The organism is Poseidonocella sp. HB161398, assembly GCF_005870025.1.
Lineage (GTDB): Bacteria > Pseudomonadota > Alphaproteobacteria > Rhodobacterales > Rhodobacteraceae > Mangrovicoccus.
In genome coordinates this window covers 90,494-101,768 of record NZ_VATA01000016.1, presented here as the reverse complement: position 1 = coordinate 101,768, position 11,275 = coordinate 90,494, and the positions used below count along the sequence as shown (strand labels likewise).

Annotated in this window: 12 protein-coding genes and 1 riboswitch; of the genes, 5 read left to right on the top strand and 7 right to left on the bottom strand. The window is 70.3% G+C overall.

Features of this window, described 5'->3' with window-relative positions; all coding sequences use genetic code 11:
* Positions 1-32: 32 nt before the first annotated feature.
* From FGX59_RS14545 to argH, 5 genes are all read right to left on the bottom strand, one after another.
* Positions 33-2,573, bottom strand: a complete 2,541-nt coding sequence (locus tag FGX59_RS14545; RefSeq protein ID WP_138467511.1) for a TIGR02302 family protein — start codon at positions 2,571-2,573, stop codon at positions 33-35.
* 149 nt (positions 2,574-2,722) lie between these two features.
* On the bottom strand, positions 2,723-4,003 hold the full coding sequence (gene lysA, locus FGX59_RS14540; RefSeq protein ID WP_138467509.1) for a diaminopimelate decarboxylase: 1,281 nt from the start codon (positions 4,001-4,003) through the stop codon (positions 2,723-2,725).
* Between the two features lie 94 nt (positions 4,004-4,097).
* On the bottom strand, positions 4,098-4,814 hold the full coding sequence (locus FGX59_RS38690; RefSeq protein WP_138467507.1) for a peptidoglycan-binding protein: 717 nt from the start codon (positions 4,812-4,814) through the stop codon (positions 4,098-4,100).
* A 116-nt stretch (positions 4,815-4,930) separates the two neighbouring features.
* Positions 4,931-5,119: a hypothetical protein gene (locus tag FGX59_RS14530; RefSeq protein WP_138467506.1), complete on the bottom strand. Its 189-nt coding sequence runs from the start codon at positions 5,117-5,119 to the stop codon at positions 4,931-4,933.
* Positions 5,116-6,507 (bottom strand): argininosuccinate lyase, encoded by a 1,392-nt coding sequence (gene argH, locus FGX59_RS14525; protein WP_138467504.1) that lies wholly within the window; start codon positions 6,505-6,507, stop codon positions 5,116-5,118. The genes FGX59_RS14530 and argH overlap by 4 nt, the downstream gene beginning before the upstream one ends.
* Positions 6,508-6,535: 28 nt before the next feature.
* Between argH and FGX59_RS14520 the strand changes: the two genes are divergently transcribed.
* From FGX59_RS14520 to FGX59_RS14505, 4 genes are all read left to right on the top strand, one after another.
* Positions 6,536-7,096, top strand: a complete 561-nt coding sequence (locus FGX59_RS14520; protein ID WP_138467502.1) for a TlpA disulfide reductase family protein — start codon at positions 6,536-6,538, stop codon at positions 7,094-7,096.
* Positions 7,097-7,254: 158 nt separating this feature from the next.
* Entirely contained in the window at positions 7,255-7,512 is a 258-nt protein-coding gene (locus tag FGX59_RS14515; protein WP_171060648.1) for a PepSY domain-containing protein, read from the top strand.
* A gap of 9 nt (positions 7,513-7,521) precedes the next feature.
* Positions 7,522-8,094 carry a cytochrome b/b6 domain-containing protein gene (locus tag FGX59_RS14510; RefSeq protein WP_138467499.1) on the top strand — a complete coding sequence of 191 codons (573 nt, stop codon included), beginning with the start codon at positions 7,522-7,524 and terminating at the stop codon, positions 8,092-8,094.
* Positions 8,091-8,618: a LuxR family transcriptional regulator gene (locus FGX59_RS14505; protein ID WP_138467497.1), complete on the top strand. Its 528-nt coding sequence runs from the start codon at positions 8,091-8,093 to the stop codon at positions 8,616-8,618. The genes FGX59_RS14510 and FGX59_RS14505 overlap by 4 nt, the downstream gene beginning before the upstream one ends.
* 54 nt (positions 8,619-8,672) lie before the next feature.
* On the opposite strand, the gene FGX59_RS14500 is transcribed toward FGX59_RS14505, so the two are convergent.
* Both FGX59_RS14500 and FGX59_RS14495 read right to left on the bottom strand, forming a co-directional pair.
* A complete protein-coding gene (locus FGX59_RS14500; RefSeq protein ID WP_138467495.1) occupies positions 8,673-9,344 on the bottom strand; it encodes an energy-coupling factor ABC transporter permease in 672 nt (223 codons plus the stop codon).
* 46 nt (positions 9,345-9,390) lie between these two features.
* Positions 9,391-9,606: riboswitch (cobalamin riboswitch) on the bottom strand.
* Positions 9,607-9,649: 43 nt separating this feature from the next.
* Positions 9,650-10,216: a DNA-3-methyladenine glycosylase I gene (locus tag FGX59_RS14495; protein WP_138467493.1), complete on the bottom strand. Its 567-nt coding sequence runs from the start codon at positions 10,214-10,216 to the stop codon at positions 9,650-9,652.
* 107 nt (positions 10,217-10,323) lie between these two features.
* Between FGX59_RS14495 and FGX59_RS14490 the strand changes: the two genes are divergently transcribed.
* Positions 10,324-11,166, top strand: a complete 843-nt coding sequence (locus tag FGX59_RS14490; RefSeq protein ID WP_138467491.1) for an EAL domain-containing protein — start codon at positions 10,324-10,326, stop codon at positions 11,164-11,166.
* Positions 11,167-11,275 lie beyond the last annotated feature (109 nt).

Genomic DNA, 11,275 nt, shown 5'->3' with positions numbered 1-11,275 from the left:
CGGTGTCAAGCCTTGCCCCGCCCCGCCCCGGCCTAGAACCGGTCGAGGAGCCGGTTCAGGTAGTCCCGCTCGCTTTCGGGACGCTCCTGTTCTGTGGAGCGGCGGCGGATCTCGTCCTGCAGGTCGCGCGCGCGGCCCTCGGGCGTCTCCTCGGGCAGGAGCCCGCGCGAGGTCTGCGGATTGCCGTCCTCGCCGGTCAGCCGGCCCAGCGGGTCGCGGCCGGTGCCCTCGGCGGTCTGGCCCTGCTGCCCGCCCGGCTGGCCCTCGCCGTTCATCTGGTTCTGGGCCATTTCCTCCTGCATCGCCTGCATGCCGTCGCGCAGCGCGTCCATCGCCTCGGCCTGGCGGTCGAGCGCGCCGGCCATGTCGTTGTCGCGCAGCGACTCCTCGGCGCCCTCCATCGCGCGGCCCGCGCGGTCGAGCGCCTCGCCCGCCTCGCCGCTGCCCGGCATGTTCTGCTGCTGGCGGCCCAGCTCGTCGCGCAGCGCCTGCTGGCGGTCGGCCAGCCCCTGGCTGCCGCCCTCGCCCGTGCCCTGGCCCTCGCCGGGCTGGCCCTGGCCCTGGCGGCCCTCGCCCTGCTGGCCTTCGCCTTCCTGGCCCTGCTGCTCGCCCTGCTGGCCCTGCTGGCCGTCCTGGTTGAACTGGTCCTGCAGCTCGCGGAAGCTCTCGTCCGAGAGGTCCTGCTGGTCGCGCAGCATCTCCTGCAGGTCGTTCATCGCCTGCTGGCCCGGGCTCTGCTGGCCCTGCCCCTGGCCCTGGGCGATCTGCATGTTCTCCATCATCCGGCTCAGCATGTCCAAGAGCTGCTGCGCCTCGGCCATGCGGCCCTCTTCCATCAGCTCCTGCAGCCGTTCCAGCATGTCCTGCAGCTGGTCGCCGGTGATCTCCATCGAGGGCTGGTTCTGCGCCTGCTGCTGGCCCTGCTCCTGCTGCTGCTCGGCGAGCTGGCGCATGTAGTCCTGCATCGCCTCGCGCAGCTCCTGCATCAGCTCGGCAATCTCGTCCTCGGAGGCGCCGTTGCGCATCGCCTCGGACAGCCGCTCCTGCGCGCGGCGCAGCCGCTCCATCGCGTTCGACAGGTCGCCATCCTCGATCCTCAGCGCCAGATCCCACAGCGCGGCGGCGATCTCGTCGCGGGTCTCCTCCGACAGGCCCGGCCCGTGGCGCAGCGAGGCCTCGAGCCCGCGCACGGCGAAGCGCAGCCGCAGGTAGTCGGTCTCGGCGCGGAAAAGCCCGTCGGGCCGGTGCGAGATCGCGCGCAGCACCATCGCCACCTCGGCGGCATTCTCGCGGCTCCACAACAGCGCCTGGCGCTCTTCGATGATCGCCTTCGCGAGCGGCACGAAGAAGCGGCGGCCGGGCAGCGGGGCGGCCAGCGGCTCGGACAGGCCCTCCTGCGCGACCGCGTCCTCGACCTCCAGCCGCACTTTCACCGGCAGGTTGGCCCAGGGATGCTCCGACAGGTTGCCGCCGAGGATCTCCTCGAAGGCGCTGCGGTCCCCGGCGATCGGCATCGGCAGGTCGATGACCAGCGGCTCGCGCGGCTCGGGCGCCACGGCGCGGCCATAGCGGCGGTCGACCGCGTCGAGATCGAGCGTCACCACCGCGCGGCCGCGGGTCACGCCGAAATCGTCGGAGGCGGCGAAGGGCAGCGACAGCTCGCCCGCCGCATCAGCCCCGAGCGCGCCGCGCATCTCCACCTGGGGCGGCGCGTCCGGCACCACCTCCAGCGACCAGCTGCGCCCGCCCGGCCCGTCGATGGCGATGTCGCCCGACTGCGCCACCTCGAAATCCTGCACCGGGTCGGAGACGCTGCCGATATCGTCGGTGCGCCCCGAGACGGTCTCCGACAGGGTCAGCGCGCCGACCTCGCCATAGAGGCGGATCATCACCTTGGAGCCCTGCGGCACCGCCACGCCCTCTTCGGGCAGGTCGGCGAGATAGAGCCCCGGCTGGCCGGTATGGCGCGGCGGCTCGATCCAGCCCTCCCAGGCGGGGCCGGCGGCCAGCCCGGCGGACTGTCCGGGCGCCATGCCCGCGATGCTGTCGGCCTTCCAGACCGAGCCGAAGAGAAGCCCGGTGCAGAACAGCATCAGCGCGACATAGCGCAGGCCGTAGGGGTCGAAGCGGGTCAGGCTGGTATCGGGGCGGACGGGTTTCGCACCGTCGAGCCGCGCCGCCATGCGGGCGCGGTGCGCCTCCCAGACAGCGCGCGAGGCGGCATCCTCCGCGCCGATTGCCTGGGTGTCCTCCAGCGCGGCCAGCGGCCGGCCGGGCAGCGTCGCGTCGAGCCGCGCCCGCGCATCCTCGCGCGTCGGCAGGCGGAACTTGCGCGCCCCCGCGACCAGCGCGGCGATGGCGGCCAGCGGGGTCAGGATCAGCCCGACCCAGACCAGCTCGATCGCGGCGATATCGTGCAGCCCCAGCATCACCACCGCGCAGGCGACCAGGCTGACAGTCCAGAACGGCCAGAAGCAGCGCAGGATCCGCTCGGCCAGAAGGCCCGCACGGGTCAGCGCAAGCGTCAGGCGCAGGCGCTCTTGGATCGGCTCGGACTCGGGTCTGTCGGGCAAAGGCTCGCTCCGGGTGTCTCCTGCCCGCGGTATATCAGGCGACGGATGCGAAAAACGATAACGCGGATTTGTTCGCCGTCAAAGAGGCGGCTTGCCCGCCGCCTCTGACAGGCTCGTGAACGGGCAGTGATCCGCCCGTTGCCGCGTTATCAGGCATCCCCGGCGGAGAGCCAGGCGGGCACCGCGTCGCGCGCGATGATCTCCTCGTAGCTCGGGCGTGCGCGGATCACGGCCCAGTCTCCGCCCTGCACCAGAACTTCGGGAATCAGCGGGCGGGTGTTGTATTCCGAGGCCATCACTGCGCCATAGGCCCCCGCCGAGCGGAAGGCGACCAGGTCGCCCGGGGCGCAGACCGGCAGGGCGCGGCCGCGGGCGAAGGTGTCGCCGGTCTCGCAGACCGGGCCAACGACGTCGTAGACCGCGGGCTCGGCCGCGACCTCGGGCTCGACCAGCGGGACGATGTCGTGATGGGCGTCGTACATCGACGGCCGCACCAGGTCGTTCATCGCCGCGTCGAGGATCAGGAAGCGGCGGTCCTCGCCTTCCTTGACGTAGACGACCTCGCTGACGAGGATCCCGGCATTGCCGGAGATCAGCCGGCCCGGCTCGATCTCCACCTCGCAGCCCAGATGGCCGACCTCTTCCTGCACCATCGCGCCGTAATCCGACGGCAGCGGCGGCGCCTCGTTCGAGCGCGCATAGGGGATGCCCAGCCCGCCGCCGAGATCGAGCCGCCGGATGTCATGGCCCTCGGCCCGCAGCGTCTCCGTCAGAGCCGCGACCTTGCGGTAGGCCAGGCGGAAGGGCTCCAGCTCGGTGAGCTGGCTGCCGATATGGACGTCGATGCCGACCACCTCCAGCCCCGGCAGCGAGGCGGCCAGGGCATAGACCTCCTTCGCGCGGCTGATCGGGATGCCGAACTTGTTCTCCGACTTGCCGGTGGCGATCTTGGCATGGGTCTTCGCGTCGACATCCGGGTTCACCCGGACCGCGATCGGCGCGGTGACGCCCAGCGACACGGCGACCTCGGACAGCGCCAGCATCTCGGGCTCGCTCTCGACATTGAACTGGCGGATGCCGCCCTCCAGCGCCATGCGCATCTCGGCGCGGGTCTTGCCGACGCCCGAGAAGACGATCCGCTCGCCCGGCACGCCGGCCGCCTTCGCGCGGGCGTATTCGCCGCCCGAGACCACGTCCATCCCGGCGCCCGCCTGGCCCAGCAGGCTGAGGATCGCCTGGTTGGAATTCGACTTCACCGCGAAGCAGACCAGATGCGGCATGCCGCCGAGCGCCTCGTCGAACAGCCGGTAGTGGCGCAGCAGCGTCGCTGCGGAATAGCAGTAGAAGGGCGTGCCCACCTCGGCCGCGATCCCGGCCAGCGGCACATCCTCGGCGTGAAGCCTGCCGTCGCGATAGAGAAAATGGTCCATTGCCGCGCCCTCGTCTGGATTGCGCGCGCTTGATAGCAGGGAAACGGCCGGATGCAATCGCCGCCGGCCCGGAGCCGCCCCCGGGCCGCGGGTTTCAGGCCTCGTTGACGGTCAGCTTGAAATCCTTCGCCGAAAGCACGGTCTTGCGCGGATAGGGCCCCTCCTCGCGCGGCAGCCGCGCGCCCAGCAGCCGGTCCTTGCGGATCGACGAGATGCCGACCTTGTTCGACTGGTTGCCGCCGAGCACGTGATAGCTGTCGGCATCCTCGGAATAGTAGAAGCCGACATGGCCCGACGTGCCGCTGCGCGAGCCCCGCCAGAAGACCAGCACCGCGCCGAAGCAGGGATCGACATCCTGGCCGAATTTCAGCCAGTTGCGCGCCAGATACGGGTTCGCCGGCAGGCCGGACATGGGCAGGGTGACGGCGATGCAGGTCTCGACGAAATCGCCGCACCAGGGCAGCTGTGCCGGGTCGCCCAGGGTCTTTCCATCGGATTTCAGGAACTTGCGCAGCTCGGCATTGTCGGCCTGCTCGTGCAGCCCGCGCTTGCGCAGCGCCAGCTCCATCCAGGGGAAGCGGTCGAGCAGATCCTGGCCCGGCGCCTCTTCGGCGGGCTCGCCCACATTCCCCGGCGCCGCGCGCAGCATCGCCACGGTCGCCTCCGCCAGCTTGCCGGTGGCCGGCAGCGCCCGCGCCGCCTGGAAGGCCACCACCGCATTTCGGGTGTTGCGTCCCCACAGCCCGTCCGGCGTTCCGGGATCGAAACCGTGGGCGATCAGGCGCCGCTGCGCCCATTCGATGAATGTCATGGCTGTCTCCTCCCTCGCGGCCCCGCCGGAACGGCAGGCCGCGCTTGCCAGCCTGCCATTGCCCCGCGAGTCCGGCCAGTCGGATTTTCCCCCGCGTCACCGCGGGGGACACAGCCTCAGAAACCGCTGCGGCTGCCGCCGGTCACGCCCATCGAGGCGCTGCCGCTGATGGTCACGCCGGGGCTGCGCTGCGCGGTCTCCTCCTCCTCGGGCTGCGGCCGCTGCGGCGGCCCGTCGGCACCGCAGCCCGCCAGCAGCGCCAGCGCCAGAAGCCCCCAGGCCGGGATCCGCCCTGCGCCGCTCATCCCAGGACCTCCGTCCAGCGGGCGATCTGCTTGCGCACCTGGTCGGGCGCGGTGCCGCCATAGCTCTGGCGGCTGGCGACCGAGTTGTGCACGCCCAGCACGCCGAAGACCGCGTCGGTGATCCCGGCATGGACCGACTGCATCTGCTCCAGGCTCAGCTCCGGCAGGTCGATGCCCGCGGTCTCCGCCAGCGCGACCAGCGAGCCGGTGACGTGATGCGCCTCGCGGAAGGGCAGGCCCAGCTCGCGCACCAGCCAGTCGGCCAGGTCGGTCGCGGTCGAGAAGCCGGCCGAGGCGGCCTTCTCCAGCGCGGGGGTGTTCGCGGTCATGTCGCGGACCATGCCCTCCATCGCGGCCAGCGCCAGCATCAGCGTGTCGGCCGCGTCGAAGACCTGCTCCTTGTCCTCCTGCATGTCCTTCGAATACGCGAGCGGCAGGCCCTTCATCACGGTCAGCAGCGCGACCAGCGCGCCGGTGATGCGCGCGACCTTGGCGCGGATCAGCTCGGCCGCGTCCGGGTTGCGCTTCTGCGGCATGATCGAGGAGCCGGTGGAGAACCGGTCCGAGAGCTTGACGAAGCGGAACTGCGCCGAGGACCAGATCACCAGCTCTTCGGCGAAGCGCGACAGATGGGTGGCGCAGATCGAGGAGGCCGCCAGGAATTCCAGCGCGAAATCGCGGTCCGACACGGCGTCGAGCGAATTGGCCATCGGCGCGTCGAAGCGCAGCGCCTCGGCGGTCATGTGGCGGTCGATCGGGAAGGAGGTCCCGGCCAGCGCGGCGGCGCCCAGCGGGCATTCGTTCATCCGCTTGCGGGCGTCGCGGAAGCGCGACAGGTCGCGGGCGAACATCTCGACATAGGCCATCATGTGATGGCCCCAGGTCACCGGCTGGGCGGTCTGCAGATGGGTGAAGCCAGGCATCACCCAGTCGGCCCCGGCCCCGGCCTGGGCGACCAGCGCCTTCATCAGCGCCAGGAGCCCGATTTCGGCCGCGTCGCACTGGTCGCGCACCCAGAGCCGGAAATCCGTCGCCACCTGGTCGTTGCGGCTGCGCGCCGTGTGCAGCCGGCCGGCCGCGGGGCCGACGATCTCGGTCAGGCGGCTCTCCACGTTCATGTGGATGTCTTCCAGCGCGGTCGAGAAGACCAGTTTCCCGGCTTCGATCTCTGACAAGACGGTGAGCAGCCCTTCCCGCATCGCCTCGGCTTCTTTAGGGTCCACGATGCCCGTGGCTGCCAGCATGGCGGCATGGGCGCGCGACCCTTCGATGTCCTGGGACGCCAGCCGCTGGTCGAAACCGATCGAGGCGTTGATCGCCTCCATGATCGCATCCGGTCCGGCGGCGAAGCGTCCGCCCCACATGGCGTTCTGGGTCTTGTCAGTCATCGGGTCCGTCCCCTGGGAGAAATGCTGCATGAAGCTCGTCTGGTCCGTCGCCCTCTACACCGCGCTTGGGCTTTGCGCAAATCCGGGCGTTGCCGGTCCCGCGATCGAGGAGCTGCGCGACGGCAGCCTGAAGAAGCTGGTCGTGCATTCCGAGCCGAAGCCGGTCGCGGAGGCCGGATTCGAGAGCTTCGAGGGCGCGCCGCTGAGCCTGGCGGACTACCGCGGCAAGGTCGTGCTGCTGAACTTCTGGGCAACCTGGTGCGCGCCCTGCCGCAAGGAGATGCCCGCGCTCGACGCGCTGGAGACCGATCTGGGCGGCGAGGACTTCCAGGTGGTCACCGTCGCCACCGGCCGCCAGCCCGCCGCCGCGATGCGCCGCTTCTTCGAGGAGGAGGGCGTCACCGCCCTGCCGCTCCACCGCGATCCGAAGCAGGCGCTGGCGCGCGAGATGGCGGTGCTCGGCCTGCCGGTCAGCGTACTGATCGACCGCGACGGCAACGAGATCGCCCGGCTGCAGGGCGATGCGGAATGGGACAGCGAGAGCGCGCGCGCCATCATCGCCGCGCTGATCGCGGACGGCGAAAGCTGAGACCGCGGCCCTAAGCCCTGCAGAAAGGCCGTAAGCGCGCGCTTATAAGCCCCCGCTTAAGCCCCGCGCCAATGGGAAACCCCGCCCTGCCCCGGCAGATGGCGATGCAGCCGCAGCGATCCCCGCCGCGGCCCGCATCCCGAACACCGGAGCAGAACATGAAGCTTTTCGCACCCGCCCTTCTCGCCGCCGCGCTGGTCTCCACCGGCGCCTTCGCCGCCGACCTGGCCCAGGGCACCGCGCTTGGCCATACCGAGGACGAGGTCCGCGCCAGCCTGGTCTCGATGGGCTACGAGGTCCGCAAGATCGAGGACGAGGACGGCAAGATCGAGGCCTATGTCGTCAAGGACAAGTCGATGGGCGAGGTCTATGTCGATCCCGCCAGCGGCCAGGTCGCCCGGCTGAGCATGAAGTGATCCGGGGCGATGGACACATCGGAACTCCACAGCGGGCGCAACGGCGCCCGCGACGTGCGGGTCTGGGACCGGCTGGTCAGGACCGTGCACTGGGGCGTGGCGCTGATCGTGCTGGTGAACGGCTTCGCCGACAAGCCCGGCGACGCCGTGCATACCTGGCTGGGCTACACGGCGGGCGCGCTGGTCCTGCTGCGGCTGGCCTGGGGCGTGATCGGCACCCGGCCCGCGCTTTTCACCGCCTTCCCGCCCAGCCCGCGCCGGGCCGTCCGGCACCTGCGCGACGTGATGGCGGGCAGCCGCGACACCCATCTGTCGCACAACCCGCTGGGCGCGCTCATGGTCTACAATATCTGGCTCACCTTGCTCCTGCTCTGCGTCTCGGGCTACATGATGGGAACGATCCGGTTTTTCGGTGTGGCCTGGGTGGAAGACATGCACGACCTGCTCTTCGACTGGCTGATGGTCTCGGTCGTCCTGCATCTCGCCGGGGTGGCCTTCGACAGCTGGCGCACGAAGGTTCCGCTGGTGCGGGCGATGGTGACCGGCCGCAAGTACCTGCCCAAGGGCGTGCGCGCGGAATGATCGCCGGACTGGTCACCGGGCTCGGCCGCGACCGGCGCGCGGCCACGCTGGCGGCGATCATCGCGCTGCAGACGCTCAGCGCCGCCTATTTCCTCGGCGACGTGATCTTCGATCTCAGTTTCGGCACGCCCGAGACCCGCGAGCATCTGCACATGGCGCTGGAGACCGTCGCCTCGCTGGCCATGGTGGCCGGGGTGGCGATGCTCTGGCGGCAGCTGCGGCGGCTGCTGGCCGAGATCGACGCGCTCGACCGCGGCATCCGCATGGCCCGCGGCCAGGTGGCCGAGATCATCGCCGCGCATTTCGACCGCTGGTCGCTGACCCGGTCGGAGCGGGACGTCGCGCTGCTCCTGCTCAAGGGGCTCGACAACCGCGCCATCGCCGAGCTGCGCGGCACGGCGCCCGGCACGGTGCGCGCCCAGACCGCGGCGATCTACGCCAAGGCCGGGGTCGAGGGGCGCGCCGATCTCTTCTGCCATTTCATGGACGAGCTGATGGCCGGCCAGGAGCTCGCCCGGACATGAAAAGACCGCGCGGAGGCCTCCCCGCGCGGTCCGGTTCCGGTCAGGCGCTGCGGCTCAGGCCAGCAGGCGCTTTTCGAAGATCGGGCGCGAGGCCAGGCCCTTCGCCGATTTGGCGATGCCCAGAACGGCCAGGTCGGCCAGCGGCTCGAGCAGGATGACCGACATGTAGGCGGCGCCGAAGGAGGCCACGGCGGCCAGGTTCGCCGCGCCGAAGCCCTGGCCGTAGAAGGCCCAGAAGGCGACCCAGGCGACCACGCCGCCCTGGTAGGCGGTGGAGAGCTTGAGCGCCTGGACATAGGTCAGGTCGACATAGGCGGTGCCCGGCGCGATGATCCGCTTGGCCAGTTCCGACACGGCCCAGAGCGGCACGATCAGCGTGGTGACGTTCATGCCGTATTGCGGCAGGTCGAAGGGCGCGAAGAACAGCCCCTGGATCAGCAGGCCCATCGCCAGGCCGATCGAGGCCGCGCCGCCGCCGAAGAGCAGGAAGAGCGTGGAGCCGAGGATGAAATGCACCTCGGAGACGCCCACCGGGAAATGCGGCAGGATCTGGAAGAAGGCGAAGACCAGGGCGGTGGTCGCGACGGCGCGCGCCCCGAGCACGCCGAAGCCGCTCTCTCTCGCCGTGGCCCAGGCCATCTTGGCGGTCAGGGCGAAGCCGCCTGCCGCAGTTGCCACTGAAAGTGCAAGTTTCGCGCCGGTCACGACGCCAGGTTCGATATGCATGTCGCTGTCCTTTTCCGCACCCGCCGTGCGGCTGTCTGGAGTTGCAGCCCGAAGGCCCGTCGATGGCAGGTTTCCTGACTCGCGGCCATTGCCTTCCCCGCCTTCCCGGACCCGTGCGGGTCCAGTGGCATCATGGGGTCGGCCGCCGCCTACAGTTGCGGGGGCAGTCACGGGGTCGGTCCCTGATGGGTACGCCTGACCGTGTTCCCTTTCTCATCCCGCTTGCCTGAGGCGCACGGGAACCATCGCGGGACAATCTGCGGCAAAGGCGCCGCCGAGTAAAGCGCACTCTGCGCCGCAGCGCGTCAGCTGCCACCAAGGTCGCGGTGGCGCGGGCAGCTGGCCACATGGTCGTTCACCAGCCCGCAGGCCTGCATCCAGGCGTAGGTGATGGTCGGGCCGCAGAAGCGGAAGCCGCGCCGCTTCAGATCCTTCGACAGCGCCTTCGATTCGGCGGTTTCGGCGGGCACCTCGGCCATGCTGGCACGGTTCGGCTGCAGCACGCCGCCGCCGGTGAAGCTCCAGCAATGGGCGGCGAAGGCCTCCGCGCCGCCGAGCTCCAGATAGGCGCGAGCATTGCCGATCGTCGCCTCGATCTTGCCGCGGTGCCGCACGATCCCGGCATCGCCGAGCAGGCGCGCCACCTCGGGCTCGCCCCAGCGGGCGATCACCTCCGGCTCGAACCCTTCGAAGGCGGCGCGGAAGGCCTCGCGCTTCCTCAGGATGGTGATCCAGCTCAGCCCGGCCTGGAAGCCGTCGAGCACCAGCTTCTCCCACAAGGCGCGGCCGTCATGCTCGGGCACGCCCCATTCGGTGTCGTGATAGGCCACATAGAGCGGATCCTCTCCGCACCAGCCGCATCTTCCGTCCATCCCGGGCCTCCGCTGTGCCGCCGCATCCGCGCCCAGATAGAACATTTCCGGAACTTAAGTCAAAATTAAAACCGGCGGGCGCAGGCTCGCCCGGGAAGGAGACCGCCATGGCGCAGAAAGGCAGGCGCGGGCCCCGGAACGGCCCCGAAGGCGCACAGGACCCGCTGGCGATGGCCGCGGAGCGGCGCGACCGCAGCACGCTCGACATGGTCCGCCACGCGCTCGACGCGCGCCATGCGCTACTGGCCTTCCAGCCGGTGATGCAGGCGCGCCGCCCCGACATGCCGGCCTTCCACGAAGGGCTGATCCGCCTCCTCGACGAGACCGGGCGGGTGATCCCGGCACGCGATTTCATGGAGGTGGTCGACAACCAGGAGCTGGGCCGCCGGATCGACGCGATGACGCTGGATCTGGGCCTGCAGGAGCTCGCCGCCGAGCCCGGGCTGCGGCTCTCGGTCAACATGTCGGCCCGCTCGATCGGCTACCGCCCCTGGATGGACACGCTGGAACAGGGGCTTGCCGCCAATCCCGCCTGCGCCGAACGGCTGATCCTGGAGATCTCCGAGAGCTCGGCCATGCTGATGCCGGATCTGGTCGCCATCTTCATGTCCGAGATCCAGGCCCGCGGCATCGCCTTCGCGCTGGACGATTTCGGCGCGGGCGCCACCAGCTTCGCCTGCCTGCGCGACTGCTATTTCGACATGGCCAAGATCAGCGGCCGCTTCGTCCGCGGCATCGCCCGCAATCCCGGAAACCAGGTGGTGGTGCAGGCGCTGGCCTCGGTCGCGCAGCATTTCGACATGTTCACCGTCTGCGAGTCGGTGGAAAGCGCCGAGGATGCCGCCTTCCTGATCGCCGCCGGAATCGACTGCCTGCAGGGCTACCATTTCGGCGCCCCCACCCTGCGCCCGGCCTGGCGGTCCGGTCCCGGCCGCAGCGCCGCGGGCTGAGCCCGCCATCCGCCATCTGCGCCATTTCTCCCCGCTGGTAGCGTTAACCACGTTGCCGAGCGGGAATATCCGCCATGCGCAAGCCATTGTGACGGGATCTGAGACCATC

Coding starts and splice junctions, on each gene's coding strand:
- FGX59_RS38690 (WP_138467507.1), bottom strand. CDS start 4,814: ATGACATTCATCGAATGGGCGCAGCGGCGCCTGATCGCCCACGGTTTC.
- FGX59_RS14520 (WP_138467502.1), top strand. CDS start 6,536: ATGAAGCTCGTCTGGTCCGTCGCCCTCTACACCGCGCTTGGGCTTTGC.
- lysA (WP_138467509.1), bottom strand. CDS start 4,003: ATGGACCATTTTCTCTATCGCGACGGCAGGCTTCACGCCGAGGATGTG.
- FGX59_RS14530 (WP_138467506.1), bottom strand. CDS start 5,119: ATGAGCGGCGCAGGGCGGATCCCGGCCTGGGGGCTTCTGGCGCTGGCG.
- argH (WP_138467504.1), bottom strand. CDS start 6,507: ATGACTGACAAGACCCAGAACGCCATGTGGGGCGGACGCTTCGCCGCC.
- FGX59_RS14495 (WP_138467493.1), bottom strand. CDS start 10,216: ATGGACGGAAGATGCGGCTGGTGCGGAGAGGATCCGCTCTATGTGGCC.
- FGX59_RS14490 (WP_138467491.1), top strand. CDS start 10,324: ATGGCGCAGAAAGGCAGGCGCGGGCCCCGGAACGGCCCCGAAGGCGCA.
- FGX59_RS14515 (WP_171060648.1), top strand. CDS start 7,255: ATGAAGCTTTTCGCACCCGCCCTTCTCGCCGCCGCGCTGGTCTCCACC.
- FGX59_RS14510 (WP_138467499.1), top strand. CDS start 7,522: ATGGACACATCGGAACTCCACAGCGGGCGCAACGGCGCCCGCGACGTG.
- FGX59_RS14505 (WP_138467497.1), top strand. CDS start 8,091: ATGATCGCCGGACTGGTCACCGGGCTCGGCCGCGACCGGCGCGCGGCC.
- FGX59_RS14500 (WP_138467495.1), bottom strand. CDS start 9,344: ATGCATATCGAACCTGGCGTCGTGACCGGCGCGAAACTTGCACTTTCA.